This window comes from Jatrophihabitans lederbergiae, from assembly GCF_031845305.1.
Lineage (GTDB): Bacteria > Actinomycetota > Actinomycetes > Mycobacteriales > Jatrophihabitantaceae > Jatrophihabitans_A > Jatrophihabitans_A lederbergiae.
Map to the genome: position 1 here is coordinate 56876 of NZ_JAVREH010000020.1, position 16964 is coordinate 73839.

The 16964-nt window shown below is 67.6% G+C and carries 21 protein-coding genes; 13 read left to right on the plus strand and 8 right to left on the minus strand.

Features of this window, described 5'->3' with window-relative positions:
- Nucleotides 1-19: 19 nt before the first annotated feature.
- The 11 genes from RM423_RS14705 to RM423_RS14755 all read left to right on the plus strand — a co-directional run bounded on the left by RM423_RS14705 (nucleotide 20) and on the right by RM423_RS14755 (nucleotide 9415).
- Complete coding sequence (locus RM423_RS14705) at nucleotides 20-1312, plus strand: amidohydrolase family protein (protein ID WP_311423793.1); 1293 nt, start codon at nucleotides 20-22, stop codon at nucleotides 1310-1312.
- Nucleotides 1309-2334, plus strand: coding sequence for an ABC transporter ATP-binding protein (locus RM423_RS14710; protein ID WP_311423794.1), 1026 nt, complete (start codon nucleotides 1309-1311; stop codon nucleotides 2332-2334). The genes RM423_RS14705 and RM423_RS14710 overlap by 4 nt, the downstream gene beginning before the upstream one ends.
- An 11-nt stretch (nucleotides 2335-2345) precedes the next feature.
- Nucleotides 2346-3383 carry an ABC transporter ATP-binding protein gene (locus tag RM423_RS14715; RefSeq protein WP_311423795.1) on the plus strand — a complete coding sequence of 346 codons (1038 nt, stop codon included), beginning with the start codon at nucleotides 2346-2348 and terminating at the stop codon, nucleotides 3381-3383.
- Nucleotides 3380-4768 carry an amidohydrolase family protein gene (locus tag RM423_RS14720; RefSeq protein WP_311423796.1) on the plus strand — a complete coding sequence of 463 codons (1389 nt, stop codon included), beginning with the start codon at nucleotides 3380-3382 and terminating at the stop codon, nucleotides 4766-4768. Before RM423_RS14715 ends, RM423_RS14720 begins: the two co-directional genes overlap by 4 nt.
- A 65-nt stretch (nucleotides 4769-4833) precedes the next feature.
- A complete protein-coding gene (locus RM423_RS14725) occupies nucleotides 4834-5553 on the plus strand; it encodes a creatininase family protein (RefSeq protein WP_396327725.1) in 720 nt (239 codons plus the stop codon).
- Nucleotides 5546-6244 (plus strand): SDR family NAD(P)-dependent oxidoreductase, encoded by a 699-nt coding sequence (locus tag RM423_RS14730; RefSeq protein ID WP_311423798.1) that lies wholly within the window; start codon nucleotides 5546-5548, stop codon nucleotides 6242-6244. Before RM423_RS14725 ends, RM423_RS14730 begins: the two co-directional genes overlap by 8 nt.
- A 25-nt stretch (nucleotides 6245-6269) precedes the next feature.
- Complete coding sequence (locus tag RM423_RS14735; protein ID WP_311423799.1) at nucleotides 6270-7034, plus strand: SDR family NAD(P)-dependent oxidoreductase; 765 nt, start codon at nucleotides 6270-6272, stop codon at nucleotides 7032-7034.
- Entirely contained in the window at nucleotides 7031-7792 is a 762-nt protein-coding gene (locus RM423_RS14740) for an SDR family NAD(P)-dependent oxidoreductase (protein ID WP_311423800.1), read from the plus strand. The genes RM423_RS14735 and RM423_RS14740 overlap by 4 nt, the downstream gene beginning before the upstream one ends.
- 236 nt (nucleotides 7793-8028) lie before the next feature.
- The gene (locus RM423_RS14745) at nucleotides 8029-8691 is read left to right on the plus strand and encodes a helix-turn-helix domain-containing protein (protein WP_311423813.1); all 663 of its coding nucleotides are present in this window, start codon (nucleotides 8029-8031) and stop codon (nucleotides 8689-8691) included.
- On the plus strand, nucleotides 8688-9254 hold the full coding sequence (locus RM423_RS14750; RefSeq protein ID WP_311423801.1) for a hypothetical protein: 567 nt from the start codon (nucleotides 8688-8690) through the stop codon (nucleotides 9252-9254). Before RM423_RS14745 ends, RM423_RS14750 begins: the two co-directional genes overlap by 4 nt.
- Entirely contained in the window at nucleotides 9251-9415 is a 165-nt protein-coding gene (locus RM423_RS14755; protein ID WP_311423802.1) for a hypothetical protein, read from the plus strand. The genes RM423_RS14750 and RM423_RS14755 overlap by 4 nt, the downstream gene beginning before the upstream one ends.
- Before the next feature lie 34 nt (nucleotides 9416-9449).
- On the opposite strand, the gene RM423_RS14760 is transcribed toward RM423_RS14755, so the two are convergent.
- A complete protein-coding gene (locus RM423_RS14760; protein ID WP_311423803.1) occupies nucleotides 9450-9620 on the minus strand; it encodes a hypothetical protein in 171 nt (56 codons plus the stop codon).
- A 38-nt stretch (nucleotides 9621-9658) separates the two neighbouring features.
- Between RM423_RS14760 and RM423_RS14765 the strand changes: the two genes are divergently transcribed.
- Nucleotides 9659-10510 carry a hypothetical protein gene (locus RM423_RS14765; RefSeq protein WP_311423804.1) on the plus strand — a complete coding sequence of 284 codons (852 nt, stop codon included), beginning with the start codon at nucleotides 9659-9661 and terminating at the stop codon, nucleotides 10508-10510.
- Nucleotides 10488-10850, plus strand: coding sequence for a TolB-like translocation protein (locus RM423_RS14770; protein WP_311423805.1), 363 nt, complete (start codon nucleotides 10488-10490; stop codon nucleotides 10848-10850). The genes RM423_RS14765 and RM423_RS14770 overlap by 23 nt, the downstream gene beginning before the upstream one ends.
- Nucleotides 10851-10878: 28 nt before the next feature.
- On the opposite strand, the gene RM423_RS14775 is transcribed toward RM423_RS14770, so the two are convergent.
- From RM423_RS14775 to RM423_RS14805, 7 genes are all read right to left on the minus strand, one after another.
- Nucleotides 10879-11472 carry a DUF6197 family protein gene (locus tag RM423_RS14775; RefSeq protein ID WP_311423806.1) on the minus strand — a complete coding sequence of 198 codons (594 nt, stop codon included), beginning with the start codon at nucleotides 11470-11472 and terminating at the stop codon, nucleotides 10879-10881.
- Nucleotides 11473-11658: 186 nt separating this feature from the next.
- Nucleotides 11659-12648 carry an LLM class flavin-dependent oxidoreductase gene (locus RM423_RS14780; protein WP_311423807.1) on the minus strand — a complete coding sequence of 330 codons (990 nt, stop codon included), beginning with the start codon at nucleotides 12646-12648 and terminating at the stop codon, nucleotides 11659-11661.
- Nucleotides 12649-12970: 322 nt separating this feature from the next.
- Entirely contained in the window at nucleotides 12971-13549 is a 579-nt protein-coding gene (locus RM423_RS14785; RefSeq protein ID WP_311423808.1) for a hypothetical protein, read from the minus strand.
- 15 nt (nucleotides 13550-13564) lie between these two features.
- Nucleotides 13565-14716 carry a zinc-dependent alcohol dehydrogenase gene (locus RM423_RS14790; protein ID WP_311423809.1) on the minus strand — a complete coding sequence of 384 codons (1152 nt, stop codon included), beginning with the start codon at nucleotides 14714-14716 and terminating at the stop codon, nucleotides 13565-13567.
- A gap of 156 nt (nucleotides 14717-14872) precedes the next feature.
- Nucleotides 14873-15103 carry a hypothetical protein gene (locus tag RM423_RS14795; protein ID WP_311423810.1) on the minus strand — a complete coding sequence of 77 codons (231 nt, stop codon included), beginning with the start codon at nucleotides 15101-15103 and terminating at the stop codon, nucleotides 14873-14875.
- Nucleotides 15104-15359: 256 nt separating this feature from the next.
- A complete protein-coding gene (locus tag RM423_RS14800) occupies nucleotides 15360-15866 on the minus strand; it encodes a hypothetical protein (RefSeq protein WP_311423811.1) in 507 nt (168 codons plus the stop codon).
- A 54-nt stretch (nucleotides 15867-15920) separates the two neighbouring features.
- Nucleotides 15921-16703, minus strand: coding sequence for an ArsR/SmtB family transcription factor (locus RM423_RS14805; protein ID WP_396327727.1), 783 nt, complete (start codon nucleotides 16701-16703; stop codon nucleotides 15921-15923).
- Between the last annotated feature and the right edge of the window lie 261 nt (nucleotides 16704-16964).

Sequence of the window (16964 nt, forward strand, 5' to 3'; positions counted from 1 at the left end):
AATTGAACGGAGTTTCACCGTGACCACCGTGATCAGAGCGGATCGACTCATCGACGGCACCGGAGCCGCACCGCTCGCTGACGCAGTTCTCGTTCTCGACCAGGGAGAGATCGTCGGTACGTTCGCCGGCAAGGCACCGGACGGGCTTGTTCCGGCCGACGCCGAGGTGTTCGATCTGCCCGGCTGCACGATCCTGCCCGGGCTGATCGACTCCCACGTCCACCTCAACTTTCCCGGCACGGGCCCCGTGCTGGAGGAGCTGATGCGGGAGCCGGAGGGAGTGCTGGTAGCGACGGCAACCCTTGCCGCCGCCAAGGCACTGCAAGCCGGTATCACGACGGTCCGCGACACCGGGTGCGTCCACAGCACCGTCTTCGAGCTCAGGCGGGCGCTGGAGCTCGGTTACGGGGTGGGACCGCGGATCCTGGCCTGTGGGCAGCCGATCACCATTACCGGTGGGCACACCTGGTACCTGGGTGGCGAGGCGGACGGCGTGGACGGCCTGCGCAAGAAGGTCCGGTCGATGGCGAAGCTGGGGGCCGATGCGATCAAGGTCATGGCCAGCGGCGGCGGAACGCTGAACACGCTGTCCCACCTGCCGTCCTTCCGTCCGGAGGAGCTCGCGGCGATCGCGGACGAGGGACACCGACTGGGCCGCAAGGTCACCGCACACTGCCTGTGTGCCGAGGCGATCTCGTACGCGGTGGACGCCGGCGTGGACCAGCTGGAACACGCCAGCTTCATCGCCGACGCCGCCGGCAACCAGAAGTTCGACCCCGCGGTCGCCGAGAAGGTCGCCGCGGCCGGGGTCGCGGTCACCAGCACGCTGGCCGTTGCAGGTTATGCCGTCGAGGTCATGACCGCCAAAGCCGACCGCACCGCTGCCGAGCAGGACTTCCTCGAGTTCTGGAGCGTCATGCTCGAGGACAACGTGAACCAGTTCCGGCAGATGCACGAGGCCGGTGTCCAGTTCGTCGCCGGTACCGACGCCGGCTGGCGGTTCACGGCCTTCGACGGCCTGCCGATGGAGCTGCAGTTGATGCAGGACGGCGGCATGTCGACGATGCAGGCGCTACAGTCGGCGACCGGCATCGCGGCACGGGTGATGGGAATCGACGATCGGGTAGGCACGCTGGAGCCCGGTTTGGCGGCCGATGTGCTGGTCGTCGGTGGCGATCCGTTGCAGAACCTGTCGGCACTGCGGGACGTCCGGGTGGTCCTGCAGGCCGGCCAGGCACGGGTGGGTTCGGCTCTGGCGGCCGGCGCAGTCAGCTCGGCCAGCAGTGCCAAGACAGCGATCGGATCGCCATGACCAGTGTCGCCGTCGGAGCCCGCCCGGTTCCTGCCGACAAGCTTCTGCAGGTCAAGAATCTGCAGACGCACTTCAAGACCCGCTCCGGGCTGGTGAAAGCCGTGGATGGGGTGAGCTTCGACGTGGGCACCGGCGCCAGTGTCGGGATCGTCGGCGAGTCAGGCTCGGGCAAGAGCGTCACGTCGCTGTCCATCATGCGGCTGATCGAGAAGCCGGGCTTCATCGCCGGCGGCCAGATCCTCTTTCAGGGCCGCGATGTGGTGGGCCTGTCCGAGCGCGAGTTCCGCGCGGTTCGCGGGCGTGATCTCGCGCTGGTGTTCCAGGACCCGATGAGCGCCCTGAACCCGGTGTACCCGGTGGGCAAGCAGGTCGCGGAGTCGTTGCAGGCCCACCAGGACCTCAATGACCAGCAGGCCATGCAGCGTGCGGTGGAACTCTTCGCGATGGTGGGCATCTCGGCGCCGGACCGCCGCGTCCACGACTATCCGCACAAGCTCAGCGGCGGCATGCGCCAGCGCGTCACCATCGCGATGGCGCTGGCCAACGAGCCGAGCCTGCTCATCCTCGACGAGCCGACGACCGCTCTGGACGTGACCATCCAGGCCCAGATCCTCGATCTCATCAGGGATCTGCGCAAGCGGGTGAACACCTCGGTGCTGCTGATCACCCACGACATCGGGGTCGTCGCGGAGACCTGCGAAGAGGTCGTCGTGATGTACGGCGGCCAGGTGATGGAACGCGGCACCGTCCAGCAGGTGACCGAGGCGCCACAACACCCCTATACCATCGGCCTGTTGACCTCCATCCCTACGCCAGGGATGAAGGGACGCAAGCTGAACACGATCGGCGGCGCGGTTCCCAACCCGCTACACATGCCGCCAGGCTGCCCCTTCCAACCGCGCTGCTCGCACGCCATGGACATCTGCGCCACCCCGCCCGGACTGCGAGAGACCGACGGCGGCCGCAAGGTGGCCTGCTGGCTGTACGAAGACTCCGCGCATCCGGCCGTCACTACAACCTGAGGAGTGTCGACGTGGTCGATACGGACCAGCAAACCCCCGCGCGGTCAGCACGGGACGGCTCCGGGACCGCTGCCGGGGAGGACATCCTGCTCGACGTCCGCAACCTCAAGACGTACTACCCGAGCCACTCCGGCGGACTGCGCCGGCAGCAGAACTGGGTGCGGGCCGTGGACGACGTGTCGTTCACCATCCGTCGCGGCGAAACGTTCGGCCTGGTGGGCGAATCCGGTTGCGGCAAGTCGACGCTGGGGCGCTCGGTGGTGCGCTTGGAGAAGCCGCAGTCGGGCGAGGTGCTCTTCGACGGCGAGGATGTGCTTGCCCAGTCCGGCAAGGACCTCAAGCGACTGCGCAGTGACCTGCAGGTGATCTTCCAGGACCCGCAGGGCAGCCTGGACCCTCGCATGAAGGTGCGCGACATCATCGCCGAGGGCCTGGTGGTACAGGGCACTGTCGGCCGGGACGAGCGAGCGCACCGGGTATCGGAGCTGGCCACCGTCGTGGGGCTGCGCGAGGAGCACTTGGACCGCTACGCGCACGAGTTCAGTGGCGGTCAGCGGCAGCGTATCGGCATCGCACGGGCCCTCGCCCTGCGGCCGAAGTTCGTGCTCGCCGACGAGCCGGTGTCCGCCCTCGACATGTCCGTGCAGTCGCAGGTGCTCAACCTGCTCACCGAACTGCAGCAGGACTTCGGCCTCACCTACCTGTTCATCGCGCACGACCTGTCGGTGGTGGAGTACATCAGCGACCGGGTGGGCGTGATGTACCTGGGCAAGCTGGTGGAGGTTGCCAAGGCGGAGGAGCTGTATGCCGATCCGCGGATGCCTTATACCCAGGCGCTGCTGTCGGCCATTCCGGGCAACAAGCTTCCCGGCCGCCGCGAGCGGATCGTGCTCACCGGCGAGGTGCCCAGCCCGCTCGACCCGCCGTCGGGCTGCCGGTTCCGGACCCGCTGCTGGATGGCGCAATCGGTGTGCGCTGCCGAGGTTCCGGTGTTGCGAGAGGTGCGCCCGGATCACTGGGCGGCCTGCCACTTTGCGGAGGTGTCATGACTGTGACAGAGCTGGATCTCGTCGTACGCAACGGGCTCGTCGTCACCGGGTCGGGTGAGTCGGTGACCGACATCGGCGTGCGCGACGGGGTGATCGTCCAGCTCGGTGGTTCCATGACGGGTGCGCGAGAGATCGACGCCACCGGAAGGCTCGTCCTTCCCGGCGGCGTGGACATGCACGTGCACCTGTCACCGGTCGAGGTCGGCGAAGAGACCATGCCGTGGGCCGACGACTTCGTCAGCGGATCGCGCGCGGCCGCGGCCGGCGGGGTGACCACCATCGGCAACATCGGCTTCGGCAAACCCGGCGAGCGACTGGTGGATCTGGTTCAGCGAGTGGGCGCCGACGGATCTCGCGACAGCCTGGTCGACTTCGTCGTGCACCCGGTGCTGATGGAACCCGACGAGGGCACCGCCGCCGACATCGAGCGACTTGCCGAGCTGGGCCACACCAGTGTGAAGATCTTCATGAGCATCGGCGACTTCGACGTCAAGCTGCCCGCCTTCGTCAACGCGCTCGACAGCGCCGGCAAGCATGGCCTGTTGAGCATGGTGCATTGCGAGGACGCCTGCGTCATCGAGCACGCCACGGCCGGCCTGCTGGCCGAGGGGCACAAGGAGCTTCAGTATTACCCCGACAGCCATCCGGAGCTGTCCGAGCGAATGGCGGTCAACCGGATCGTCGCCATCGCCGAGGCGACCGGCGCGCCGATCTACATCGTCCACCTCGGCAGCGCGGCGGCCCTGACCGAGGCCCGGGCGGCCCGTGCCCGCGGCCAGCGGGTGTACGTCGAGACCCGGCCGATCTATCTGTACTTCACCGAAGAGCGCTTCGCCGGTGAGGACGGCCCGCTGTTCGTGGGCAATCCGCCGTTGCGCGGCGCGGGTGACCAGGCTGCGCTGTGGGCCGGTCTGGCCGCGGGGCATGTCGACACCTGCTGTACCGACCACGCGGCGTGGACACTGGAGGACAAGCTCGACCCGGAGCTGACGATCGCCACCGCGCGTCCGGGGATGTCCGAGTTGGAGACCCTGATTCCGGTGCTGTACTCCGAGGGGGTGCGCAAGGGCAGGCTCACCCTGCAGCGCTTCGTCGAGGTCACCTCGACCAACGCCGCCAAGCTGTTCGGACTGTTTCCGCAGAAGGGCACCATCGCGGTGGGCAGCGACGCCGACCTCGTTATCTGGGACCCGGACGCGCACCGGCCCATCGTCGGAGCCGAGGGAATGAGCCGTTCCGGCTACAGCCTGTACGAGGGCTGGGACGTGGTCGGCGCACCAGCGCAGACGATCAGCCGTGGTGAGGTTGTCTATTCCGACGGGCACGTCCAGGGCGAACCGGGCCGCGGCCGGATGCTGCGGCGTGGGCCTACCCGGGATCTCTAGCTCCACCGAATACGCCCGCCGGTCCCACCGCGGGCGGCATTGCCAAGCCTGGAAAGAGGAACTCGATGAGGGTGCACGACTGTAATTGGATGATGCTGGAGGAGTACCTGGAGCACGATGACCGCATCGTGCTGCCGATCGGATCGACCGAGCAGCACGGTTACCTCTCGGTGGGAACAGACGCGATCCTGGCGGAGCGGGTGTCGGTCGAGGCTGCCGAACCGCTGGGCATCCCGGTGCTGCCGGTGCTCGCGTTCGGGGTCACCCCGTACTTCGCTGCCTTTCCCGGCAGTCCCTCACTGCGGCTGGAGACCTACCTCGCCGTCATCTCCGACCTGTTGGACTCGCTGACCGGACAGGGCTTCCGACGAATTGCGATCGTCAACGGGCACGGCGGCAACTCCCCCGCCGCCGGCCTGGTGCGGCAGTGGCTGGCCGGGCAACCTGCCACGGGCGGTCCCGAGGTGCTGTTTCACGACTGGTGGAACGCGCCGCGAACCTGGGCGGTCGTGCAGAGCTTCGAAACCGAGTGCTCCCACGGCTCCTGGATGGAGAACTTTCCGTGGACCCGGGTGCCGGGCGTGCAACTACCGTCCGAGCCGAAGCCGCTGGTTCCGGCGGCCGAGATCAAGCGGGCCTCCGCCGCCCGGCTGCGCGAGCTGATTCCGGACGGCACCTTCGGTGGCTCCTACGAGCGTCCGGACTCCGAGGTGCTGGCCGTCTGGGAGGCCGGCGTGGCCGAGGTCCGGGAACTGCTCGAGAAGGGCTGGTCCGACAATGGATGATCTCAAGGGACGGGTGGCCCTGGTCACCGGGTCCGCGCACGGGATCGGCTCGGCGATCGCCGCGGGCCTCGAGGACGACGGCGCAACCGTGTATCGGGCCGATCGCGACACCGTGGATCTCTCGGACGCGGACCAGGTCCGCGACCTGATCGCCGGTATCGGACCGGTGGATCTGCTGGTGAACAATGCCGGTGGCGTGACCGGCCAGGTCGGCAGGCCGCTCGACGAGGTGAGCGAGGACGACTGGCGCGCGGTGCTGGACGCCAACCTCACCACCACATTCCTGTGCACCCGTGCGGTCATCGGCTCGATGAAGGAAGCCGGCTTCGGCCGCATCGTCAACATCTCCTCCGGCGCCGCCCGCGGCATCAGCCTCACCGGCATCCAGGCCTACGTCAGTGCGAAGGCCGCCCAGGTGGCGTTCACCAAGCAGATGTCCCACGAACTCGGGCCGTTCGGGATCACGGTCAACTGCATCGCTCCGGGCTTCGTGCTCTCCAACCCCACGACGCAGGCGCAATGGGAAAGCTACGGCGAGCAGGGTCAGCACGAACTCGTCGAGCGGATCGCGCTGCGACGCCTCGGTACCGCCGAGGACATCGCCCACGGGGTGCGCTTCTTCGTCTCGGAGGCGGCGTCCTGGATCACCGGCCAGTTGCTGTCCATCGACGGCGGGCACAGCGCATTCTGAGTTCCGGATCGAGGAGGGAGTTCACATGACGCAATCAGCTGGCCTGCTCGACTCACGCGTTGCGGTTGTCACCGGTTCGGCAAGGGGAATCGGGGCCGCCGTCGCGGTGGCCTTCGCCAGCCATGGCGCGCGACTGTGCCTCGTCGACCGGGCTCCTGACGACAGCCTGGCGCGGGTGGCGTCGCAGTGCGAGGGATACGGCGTCGAGGTGCTGACCGTGCGCGCCGACGTCTCGGTCGAGGGTGACGTCACCGCGATGATCGCCCAGGCCGTCGAACGGTTCGCCAGAATCGACATCCTGGTGAACAATGCGGGAATCCTCACCAATCGCCGGGTGGCGGACATGCCGGCCGAGCTGTTCGACGAGACGATCGCGGTGAACCTGCGCAGCGTCTTCCTGGGTTGCCGGGCGGTACTGCCGACGATGACTGCCGCTCGTTACGGGCGAATCATCAACGTGGCGAGCCAGTTGGCGCTCAAGGGTGGCCCACGGCTGGCGCACTACAGCGCGGCGAAGGCCGGCATCATCGGCTTCAGCAAGTCCCTGGCCCGCGAGGTCGCTGAGGATGGCATCACGGTGAACTGCATCGCGCCCGGCCCCGTCGACACCCCGCTAGCCGGGGACCTGCCGCCGGATCAGGTGGAGGCTACCAGACTGAGCCTGCCACTGCACCGGATCGGCATCCCGGACGAGGTGGCGCCCACCGCCGTGCTGCTGGCGAGTGAGCCCGGCGGAAACCTCTACACCGGCCAGACCCTGGGCCCCAACAGCGGAGACGTGATGCCATGACCGGCGGCGGAGTCCTCATCACCGGAGCGGCGAGCGGGATCGGCCAGGCGTTAGCGATCACCCTTGCGCGCTCGGGCCATCCGGTGGCGATCGGCACCTTCGAGGGCGATCCGCACGACCCGCAGCAGACCTTGCGGGCGGTGCTGGACGCCGGTGGCGAGGGCTTTCTCATCGCGGCCGACGTCCGCGACAGCGCGCAACTGCTCACCGCCTGCACCGAGGCGGCGCAGCGCTTCGGCGGCCTGTCCGGCGTGGTGGCCAACGCGGGCGTGCTGCAGCGTCAGTACCTGGACGCGCTCGACGACGAGTTGTGGCACCGGCTGCTGGACATCGACCTGACCGGCGTGATGCGGACCGTCCGGGCTGGAACGTCGGTGATGGGCGACGGCGGCGCGGTCGTCTGCATCTCCAGCATCTCAGGTGGAGTGGTGGGATCGGCGGGCCACACACCGTACGCGGCCTCGAAGGCGGGCATGCTGGGCTTCGTCCGCAGCGCAGCCCTCGAACTGGCGCCGCGCGGCATCCGGGTGAACGCGGTGCTGCCCGGGGTGATCGCCTCGCCCCAGTCACGGGATCCGATCAACTCGGCGGGTGAAGAGGGACTGGTCAACTCGGCCGCCCGGATCCCGCTGGGGCGGGTCGGTGAGCCGGAAGACGTCGCCGACGTGATCAGCTTTCTGCTGTCACCGGCAGCACGTTATGTGACGGGACAGAGCTTGATCGTCGACGGCGGCCTGACCATCGCCTGGCCCACCTGAGCCGCCTAAATCACCTAGGAGAAGGAGGTAGGCCAGGATGCTCGCGGCCAGTAACGCCGTTGCAACTTGTCCCGCTACGACCGACGGACTCGGCGCCAAAGCGTTGAGCCCAAAGATCAGGAGGGCCAGCCCGGCCACTCCGATAGCGGCCACCCTCGCGCCTGATCGACCCCGGCACCATTCCGATTCGGCTACCCTCATGACACTTCCCTTCCGGCGACGGTAGGGTTGTGTATATGGAGATCGGTGTGCGGGAGGCGTCCGAGCGCCTCGGCGTCTCTGACCGGCGAGTGCGCGAACTGATCAATGCTGGGCGCATTCCGGCTCGGCTGATCGGCGGCAGATACCTCGTCAATGAGGTCGATCTCGTGCGCGCGCCAGCAGTATCGCGACCGATGTCTGCCCGCATCGCGTGGGCCTTCATCGCGCTGCTGTCGGGTGATCCCCCCGATGGTGTGTCGGCTGCGGAGTTGGTGCGGTTGCGCAAGAAGCTCGCACATCTGGACGTTGAGCCTGACCCTGCCCTGTTGTTGCGTTCCTGGCTGGCGCGGCGTTGCCCCGCCCGCTCCTATAGTGCTGCACCGGAGGATCTGACGGAGATTGGCCAAGATGAGCGCGTGGTTGCATCGGGTATCAGCGATCAGCGATCGGGGTTGTCTTCGGCGGGGGAATTTGAGGGTTACCTCGCCGAGGATGATGTTGACGGCGTCGCCGCCGACTATCTGCTGTCCGGCATAGGTAAGCCGAACGTTGTGCTGCACGTGCATGGACTCGCCCACGACATGCCCGCACCGATCGGGGTGGTGCTGGCTGATCTCGCTGATCGTCGCTCCGCCCGGGAGGACGGCAAGGTGCGGGAGTTGCTGAGGTCACAGGTGTCGACCGGAGTCAGGAGATGACCATCGTCGCGCCGGTGATGGTCGACGCCCAGCGCGACGCGTGGCTTGGCCTGCTGGAGGTGGCCGCGAAACTGTCCGCCGGATGGTGCCTGGTGGGTGGGCAGATGGTGCACCTGCACTGCTGGGAACGCGGCTTCGGACCCAACCGGCCGACAAATGATGGAGATGCGGTGCTAGACGTTCGCGGCCACCCGAGCATTCTCCATGACTTCACCCGCACGCTGACCGCGATTGGTTTCACCTCGGCCGGTCCGAATATGAGTGGACACGAGCATCGGTGGATGCGAGGCGAGGCGTCCATCGACGTGCTGATCCCGGATGGCCTCGGGGACAAGGCGTCCAGCCGCAGAGGCACTACCGGAAGACAACGCTGTCAACGCCTGGCGCACAGCAGGCGATACAGCGTTCGGAACTTATTGATGTCAACGTCGCGGGCACCCGTGGCCAGGTTCCGCGCCCTGACCTCCTGGGCGCTTTGGTTGTCAAGGCCGCCGCGTACGGCGTACCGGCTGACCCCCTCCGTGACCGTCACCTCACCGACCTGGCTGTACTCGCGGCGATGATCAGGCGCAACGACAACATCGCCATTCAGCTAACCGAGCGCGACCGCGACCACCTGGCTGTGGGCATCCGTGGCCTCGCCGAACACCGATCGCTGTGGGCCGGCATCGACGGCGCCGAGCGCGGCGTGGACCTTCTATCCGCCTTCATCAAGCGAATTTAGCTAGAGGTGCTGGTACAAGGCCTGAGACCGCGCGCTACAGGGTGTGCCAGTCGACCCGTAGATGCCGCGCGAGGCCCGAGACAGTGGTGTCGTCGTGGGCCAGCGCGTCGGTCGCCCACACCACCGCCCGCTGCGAGCTGTCGACGCACAGCTTAGTGAGGGCAGCAATGTCGATGAGCTGGCGTTCCAAGCGAGTTGGCTGCACCCGGGGTCCAACGGCCGCACTCCGGTACACAATGAGGCGTGGCCCGCGACGAGGACGCCTCCGGGGACCAGGTCGAGTGGCTCGACCTGGACTCCTCGGACGCGGTGCGGCTACCTGAGCGGCGTCCGTGGCCGGGGTGGCTGAGGTTCGGCGTGGTGCTGGCCGTCCTCGCCCTCGTGGCCCTCGTCGTCACCACGCAGCGGGACCGACAGCCGACCTCGCGGGCAGTTCCCGGCCCGACGCAGCGGACGGCCGCCGTGGTCGTTCCCACAGCGGCGCCCAGCACCATAGATGCACCCCCGCCTCCCGTGTCGATGATTGCCCTGGGACATCCGTTGCTGGGGGTCACGTCCGGCTGGGAGCTGTACGGCCGGGGGCCGGGAGCGCTGGTGCGCATCGAGCCGGCTCGCGGCCTGATCACCCGCACCACGGTGCCCGGCCTGCTCAGCAGCGGGCCGGTGTCGTTCGTGATCGGCGCGGACGCGGTGATCATCCGACCGATCGACCGGGTACCGGGCTACCTCGTGGTCGATGGCCGGTCGTCGCGTCCGATCGTACTGGCGCCGGGCTCGGGCGGTCCGGTGTTCCCAGGCCCGTCCCCGAGCCAGGTCTGGATGCAAACCGGGGACGACACCAGTCCGACTCTGACGCTGTCCGAGCTCGACGGCAGCCGGCCGACAGCGTCGATTCCCGTTCCGGCAGGGAGCTCGCCGCTGGAGGCGAGCAGCGATGGCGCCGGCTACCTGCTGTTCACCCGTCCTGATGGGACTTATCAGGGCCGGCCGGGGATGCTGCGCCGGCACGCTGCTGGCCACCGGACCGACGGGATGGGTGGATGCGCACTGCGATGCGCGGCATCGGTGCCGGATGGGCTTCATCAGCAGGGCTAACGGCTCCCGGCGAGTTCTCGGCTCCGAGACCGGCGGCCTTCCCGGTGGCCTGATATCACCCGACGGCTCGACGGCCGCCATGCTCGAAGTCAGCCCAGGCGGTGCCATCGGGCTCTATCTACTCGACCTTCACAACGGCAGCCGCCGCCCGGTCACGGTGGCCATGGACGGCGAGGCTCCGAACGGCACGATCGTCTTCTCCCCTGACAGCCGCTGGTTGTTCGCCGTCACGGCCCGCGGAACGCTGGCCGTCATCGATCGCCGGACGGCCAATGTCAGCGGCTTCGGCGCGCCGCTGCCGACCCTCAGCCAACTCGCCGTCAAGCCTGCCATTCGCTGAGACCGCCACCTCCAAGCGTGAGGAACGGTCAGGCTGTCGTCCGGGCGATCTCGGCGCCGGCAGCCCCGGCGGCGGCGCCCAGCAGCGCCGTCACGTCGTCGGCTGTGCGATGCGGCCGGTCGTTCCACCAGGTGAGGTCTCGGACGTGCGCCGCCCGCAGGGTCGGGGCCGGGCAGAACTCGATCGACTTCCGCTCCGAGCGAAATAGGGTGTGCCAGGTCAGGTCGAGCGCGCGCTGCACCGGCTGGCTGTGCACGGCAGCCAAACCGCCACCGGCCTGCACGATGCCCCCGACCAGGCACGCGCCGACAACCGGTTTGACCCTCAACGTCTGGGCGTTGCGGGCGTCGACGATCCGTACCGCTCCGCTCGGGTCGCTCACCGAGAACCAGCCGTTCTGCACCCAGCCCGCATCGATCACCGCCGATGCGGCTCTGAGGATTCGCCGCAGCTGATCCAGTTCGGCGAGCTGCTCCCCCACCCGGTCGTAGCGGGCGAGCCGTCGGCGTTCGGCCAACGCCTGAAGGGGGCCGAGACGGGGGCGGCGGGAAACCGTCGCGGGCGAAGCACCGGCGCCGGCCTGACGATCTTCGGTCGGGATGAGAACGTGCAGATCAGACATCCGGACTCCTTGCCATACCGCAGCTGGAGACCCGATTCTAAGCCGGGATCACCGTGTCGTGTCGAGGTGATCCCGGTCGGTCCGAGCGGCGTGGCTACGCGAGCAGGCGTCCGAAAGCACGATCAACACCTGCTCGGGTCACGGTGACAGTCTGCCGACCGGACCCGGAAGGCGATCCGGAGCGAACTACGCAGAGGCCGTGTCCATCGCCTGGGCGAGCAGCGTGGCCGAGCGCAGCCGTCCCTCGGTCGACGGAGATTGGTGCGCCACGATCAGCTCATCCGCGTCCGCCGTCCGGGCGAAATCCTCCAGGTAGTCGTGCACCTGGGCCGGGGGTCCCACCGCCGAGTACGTCAACATCTGATTTACCTGCTGGCCGGCACCTGCGGACAGCAACAGGTCGGCCTCCTGGTCGGTGAAGGTCCGGCCACGCCCGAACAGGCCGACCGCCCGGATGCGTCGCATCGCCTCCAGCTGCTCTCGCGCCTCGGCCGTGGTGTCGGCGGCGACCACGTTCACGCCGGCGATCACGTACGGACGCTCGAGCTGTGCCGAGGGTTGGAAGTCCTGTCGATACCGGGCAACCGCGGCCTCGAGAGCCTGCGGCGCGAAGTGGGACGCGAACGCGTACGGCAGGCCCAGGGCGGCCGCCAGGCTCGCACCGAACAGCGAGGATCCGAGAATGTACAGCGGAATCTTCGAGCCCTTCCCGGGAATGGCATCTACCCCGGGCACGCGGGACTCGCCTGCTAGGTAAGCCTGCAGCTCCAGGACGTCCTGGGGGAAGGCCTCGGCCGAGCCAGGGTCGCGACGCAGCGCGTACATGGTGTTCTGGTCCGAGCCGGGGGCGCGTCCCAGGCCGAGATCGATCCGGCCCGGATACATCGCCTCCAGCGCACCGAACTGCTCCGCAATGGTGAGCGGTGCATGGTTGGGCAGCATCACGCCGCCCGCACCCAGTCGGATCTCGCGGGTCTGCGCGCCGACGTGGGCGATCAGCACGCTGGTCGCCGACGAGGCGATGCTCGGCATGTTGTGGTGCTCGGCGTACCAGACCCGGCGATAGCCATTGGCCTCGGCGCACTGGGCGAGCGCGACGCTGGCCGCGAAGCTCTGGGTCGCCGTCTCGCCCGGAGCGATGGGCGCCAGATCGAGTATGGACAGCGGGATGCGCATCGGGTCCTCTTTCTTCTCCAGCCGGTCGCGGTGCCACGGATTCGGCGTCCTGGCGACCGTTCTACGAGCTGCTGTCGAGGCTAGCCCGATGTGCAAACCCACTACCCGGCGGTTCTAATTCCCGGGTCGGCCACCGAATCGCCGGCCGGCATGCCACCGCCCGCGCCGAAGGACCCCGCCCACTGTCGCAACGTTGCCTGTCGGAACCCCGAGTAGCACTGTGAGGCTCGCCGGTTCGCTTGCATCCAGAACCGGCAGCACGGTGCGGGCGGGCGCCAGCTAGGCGCGAAGAAAGGTCGTTCAGGCACTGTGGCCTGGCGGGTCAGCGCGTGCGACGCAGCTTTCGGACCGCCTTCACCACGCGGTAGACGATGAGAAGCCGGATGACCCACGGCGTTCCGACGATCAGCGGATCCATCCACTGGTGCTTGATGTCCGTCCGCTTCTGCCCGAACCGGGACTTGATGCCGTGGCGCGAGTACTCGCTCAGGATGCCGGTCTCGGTGATCGGGTTGTCCGGGTGCAGGGTCAGGTACGACCGCAGGTTGCTTTCCACGGAGTCGACCCGGTCCGCTGCGATCAAAATCAGCCAGTGCGCGGCGCGGGCCTCGCTGAAGCGCCGGTAGGCGTACTTGCGCATGATCCCGGAGAGTCCCTTGGGCGGGCAGGAGGTTCCGAAGACCGGCGTCAGGAACGCGTGCTCGATCGACCGCTCACGTGGCCACTTCTCCGGCTGGCGCTCGGGAAAGTCCCAGTGTGCACCGTTGAGATCGGGATCGAACTTCTCTCGCGGGTTGGACGGTCGGTCCTTCGGGTCCAGGTCCACGCCCCAGCCCGGGATGCGGGCTCGCAGCTCGTCACTGGACTCGGCGATCGGTGGCTTCTCTGCTCGGTAGGCCATGTCGATTCCCCTTTCTCAGGAGGACGGGCTGGGGACGATGAGCGGCTTGATGCAGTTGTCGAGCTTGGCCGACATCATGTGGTAGCCCTCGGCGATGTGCTCCAGCGGGATCCGGTGCGTGACCAGCTCGCTGGGCTTGAGGTAACCGTTGCGGACGTGCTCGAACAGCCGGGGCCACTGCCGCTTGACCGGTGCCTGGTTCATTCGCAGCGTCAGTCCCTTGTTCAGCGCATCACCGAACTTCACCGCGGTGAAGATGGGACCGTACGCGCCCATGACCGAAATCGTTCCCCCCTTGCGGACCGAGTCGATCGCCCAGTTCAGCGCCACCGGCGAACCGCCCTGCAGCTTGAACTTGGCCGCGGTGACGTGCTGCAGCAGATTGCCGTCCGCCTCGGCGCCGACCGCGTCGATGGCCACGTCGGCGCCGAGGTGATCGGTGATCTTCTTCATGTGGACCACGATGTCGTCGTACTCGGTGAAGTTGTACGTCTCGGCGTGAGCGAAGGTGCGGGCCTTCTCGAGCCGGTATTCCAGATGGTCGATCACAATGACCCGGCCGGCACCCATCAGCCAGGACGACTGGGCAGCGATCAGACCGACCGGCCCGGCGCCGAAGACCACCACGACGTCGCCCTCGCTGATGTCGCCGAGCTGGGCGCCGAAGTACCCGGTCGCGGTCGCGTCGGTGAGCAGGACCGCGTCCTCGTCGCTCATCCATTCCGGGATGAGGGACGGTCCTACGTCGGCGAACGGCACCCGGACGTACTCCGCCTGGCCGCCGTCGTAGCCGCCGGTGGTGTGGGAGTAGCCATAGATTCCGCCCACCGCCGTGGCGTTGGGATTGACGTTGTGGCAGTTGGACTGCAGGCCCCGGGCGCAGAAGAAGCAGGAGCCGCAGAAGATGTTGAACGGCACCATCACCCGGTCACCGCGCTTGAGGTTCTGTACGGACGGACCGACCTCTTCGACGACGCCGATGAACTCGTGCCCGAACGTCGTGCCGACCCGGGTGTCTGGCATTAGCCCGTGATAGAGGTGCAGGTCGGAGCCGCAGATCGCGGCCAGCGTCACCCGGACGATCGCGTCGTTGGGGTGCTCGATCGGTGGCATGTCCTTCTCTTCGACGCGGACCCGGTACGGGCCGCGGTACACCATTGCTCGCATCGGTGTGCCCCCTGCGGTGACGAGCAGCCCGGCGGATGATCACGGTCGGCGGGCGTCGCTTGTTTCGACGGCGGACCGGCGGGCGCCTGCTCTCAAGTTAGCCCGAGCCGTCGCGGTCACGCCAGCGCGCTGCTTGTGCGCACGTCCACGACAGCCTCAGTTCAGAGCGATCTTGAGGTTTCGGTCGCCTTCGGCCGGGATCGGAAACTCCAGGTGCCCGTATGAGCCGGGCAACCGCAGCAGCTCCCGCGCCGCTCTGTTCTTGCGGTCGCTTCCCAGTCCAATCCCTACGTCCACGACGCCGCGTAGGGCCTTGAGTGGCCGCAGCTCATCCAGGCTCAGATGTCGCGAGTCGACCAACCGCAACCGGTTGAGGTTGGGAGCCATCAGGAGGGTTCAGATCCGTCAAGCCCCTTCATTGTCTCGAGCCCTCCAGACGCTCGAGCGTAGTCAGCGGGGACAGCGCGCCAAGGTCGATTCCGCCGCCAAGCTTCAGGGCAAGCCCACGCAATCGAGGAAGCGTGGAGACCGGTTCAAGGTCCGGGTGCTCGGTTGGCGAACACCGGCCACGCGTCTACGCCAAGCTCGTGGCCTAGAGACAGTGTCCAGACGGGAACGTTCAACCTGGCACGGCGGGCTCGTCTCAGGTGGTGCCTGCGGCCCTTGCTCCGTTGTGCGGCAAGGCAAGTAGTTGTGCTGTGTGCTTGGGGAGGTGGTCTTCCGCCAGACCGGTAAGAATGGCCTTGAGCGGTACCGGCTGGTCGAGGACAACCTCGTCGTGGGACAGCAGAAGCGTGGGCACCGCGACGTCGAGTTCGGCGTCGCTCAGTACCGCGCTGAGGGAGCAGAGCGCCTCGCCCTGGCGTCGGATGCGGTCCCGCAGCCCAGCGTTACCGCCGGCGAGCGCGGTGACGCGCCTGCTGGTCCAGGTGTGGTGCGAGTGGCGGTTGTCGTAGGTCGCGGCTGAGCCCGAAGCGATGGTGGCGGCGGTGGCGAGGGTGGCGGCATCGACAAGGGCGATGTGGGCGAGGATTCGGTCCGCATCCCACTCACCATCTTGGGGGACGGCAGTGGCACCGCCTTGCTCGGCCACCACGGCAGCAGCGTCGAGCAGCGCGCGGTAGGCGTCGCGTAAGGGTGCGGTGTCCATGTTTTTCCTCTTCGTCGCTATGGGTAGGGGTGCAACAAAAGGCGCCGCAGGTGGTCAGGGGTGCACGGGTGACATCTCCCAGGGGGCTCGCGGAAGGACCTCGCCGGTCTCGAGCAACGACTTGAGGTTGGCGAGGACGGCGGGCCAGCCGTGGGAAATCTCCCGCAGCGCGGTCGCGTCGGCGAGATTCTCGTGGGTCACCGTAAGCCGGACGATGTCGTGGTGCGGCTCAACGAGGAAGGTGACGATCGAGGCGTCGCCCGGCGCGTCGGCCGATTCTCCAAACGTGATGACCAGGCGCGTTGGTGGCTCGGTCTCGAGGACGCGACCGACGAGGTCGACCTGGCCGGAGCCGTCGGTGCGCCGGTGCTCCCAGCGCGAGCCTGGCTCCCAGTCCGAGACGTTCGCGTGTCCCCAGTAGCGCGCCGTCAGGTCCGCGTCCGTAAGGGCGCGCCACACGTGCTCGGAGCTCGCGCGGATGTAGGTGACGTAGACGTAGGTCGGTACCGACGTGGGGGTTCCTGTCATGGCGTACTCCTCTGCTCGATTCTTGATGGCACTGATGGCACCTAGGCGGGGCTTGTCGAAGGTGGAGATCCAGCGCTCCTCGATTTCGTGGATGAGCGCTGGGTTGAGATAGTGCAACCGTTCCCGACCGCGTCGCACGACCGTGACCAAGTGGGCACGCACGAGGACGTCGAGGTGCTGCGTGGCGGACTGGCGTGCCATGCCCAGGCGCTCGCAAAGCTCACCGAGCGTCTGGCCGTTGCGCTCTCGCAAGCGGTCCAGGAGCAGCCGCCGGGTCGGGTCGGCCAGCGCTTTGAAGACCGCGTCCATCTCCGTCGTCTCCAATGGCACCAGCTGATCATGCAGGTAAATGCCTGCATGAGTCAACTCGGGAGCCCGGCATGCTGCATCGTCCGGGACTGTCCTTCTCGCTACCGCCCGCTGCAGCGGACAGGGCTTAGCCCTAATACCGTTCAGTTAGTGGGTTGTGATCTGGTAGATGGGTGGGTGTTGGGGTCGGGGCCAGGTGGCGTGGTGGGCGCGTTTGACGTGCCATTTGGGCATCTTTCTTTTGATGACGCGGGGTTGGGC

Bases quoted from the DNA above. Each gene is read 5' to 3' on its own strand.
- RM423_RS14710 (WP_311423794.1), top strand. From the start codon at position 1,309: ATGACCAGTGTCGCCGTCGGAGCCCGCCCGGTTCCTGCCGACAAGCTT.
- RM423_RS14720 (WP_311423796.1), top strand. From the start codon at position 3,380: ATGACTGTGACAGAGCTGGATCTCGTCGTACGCAACGGGCTCGTCGTC.
- RM423_RS14725 (WP_396327725.1), top strand. From the start codon at position 4,834: ATGAGGGTGCACGACTGTAATTGGATGATGCTGGAGGAGTACCTGGAG.
- RM423_RS14730 (WP_311423798.1), top strand. From the start codon at position 5,546: ATGGATGATCTCAAGGGACGGGTGGCCCTGGTCACCGGGTCCGCGCAC.
- RM423_RS14735 (WP_311423799.1), top strand. From the start codon at position 6,270: ATGACGCAATCAGCTGGCCTGCTCGACTCACGCGTTGCGGTTGTCACC.
- RM423_RS14740 (WP_311423800.1), top strand. From the start codon at position 7,031: ATGACCGGCGGCGGAGTCCTCATCACCGGAGCGGCGAGCGGGATCGGC.
- RM423_RS14745 (WP_311423813.1), top strand. From the start codon at position 8,029: ATGGAGATCGGTGTGCGGGAGGCGTCCGAGCGCCTCGGCGTCTCTGAC.
- RM423_RS14750 (WP_311423801.1), top strand. From the start codon at position 8,688: ATGACCATCGTCGCGCCGGTGATGGTCGACGCCCAGCGCGACGCGTGG.
- RM423_RS14755 (WP_311423802.1), top strand. From the start codon at position 9,251: ATGATCAGGCGCAACGACAACATCGCCATTCAGCTAACCGAGCGCGAC.
- RM423_RS14770 (WP_311423805.1), top strand. From the start codon at position 10,488: ATGGGCTTCATCAGCAGGGCTAACGGCTCCCGGCGAGTTCTCGGCTCC.
- RM423_RS14775 (WP_311423806.1), bottom strand. From the start codon at position 11,472: ATGTCTGATCTGCACGTTCTCATCCCGACCGAAGATCGTCAGGCCGGC.
- RM423_RS14780 (WP_311423807.1), bottom strand. From the start codon at position 12,648: ATGCGCATCCCGCTGTCCATACTCGATCTGGCGCCCATCGCTCCGGGC.
- RM423_RS14785 (WP_311423808.1), bottom strand. From the start codon at position 13,549: ATGGCCTACCGAGCAGAGAAGCCACCGATCGCCGAGTCCAGTGACGAG.
- RM423_RS14790 (WP_311423809.1), bottom strand. From the start codon at position 14,716: ATGCGAGCAATGGTGTACCGCGGCCCGTACCGGGTCCGCGTCGAAGAG.
- RM423_RS14795 (WP_311423810.1), bottom strand. From the start codon at position 15,103: ATGGCTCCCAACCTCAACCGGTTGCGGTTGGTCGACTCGCGACATCTG.
- RM423_RS14800 (WP_311423811.1), bottom strand. From the start codon at position 15,866: ATGGACACCGCACCCTTACGCGACGCCTACCGCGCGCTGCTCGACGCT.
- RM423_RS14805 (WP_396327727.1), bottom strand. From the start codon at position 16,703: ATGGACGCGGTCTTCAAAGCGCTGGCCGACCCGACCCGGCGGCTGCTC.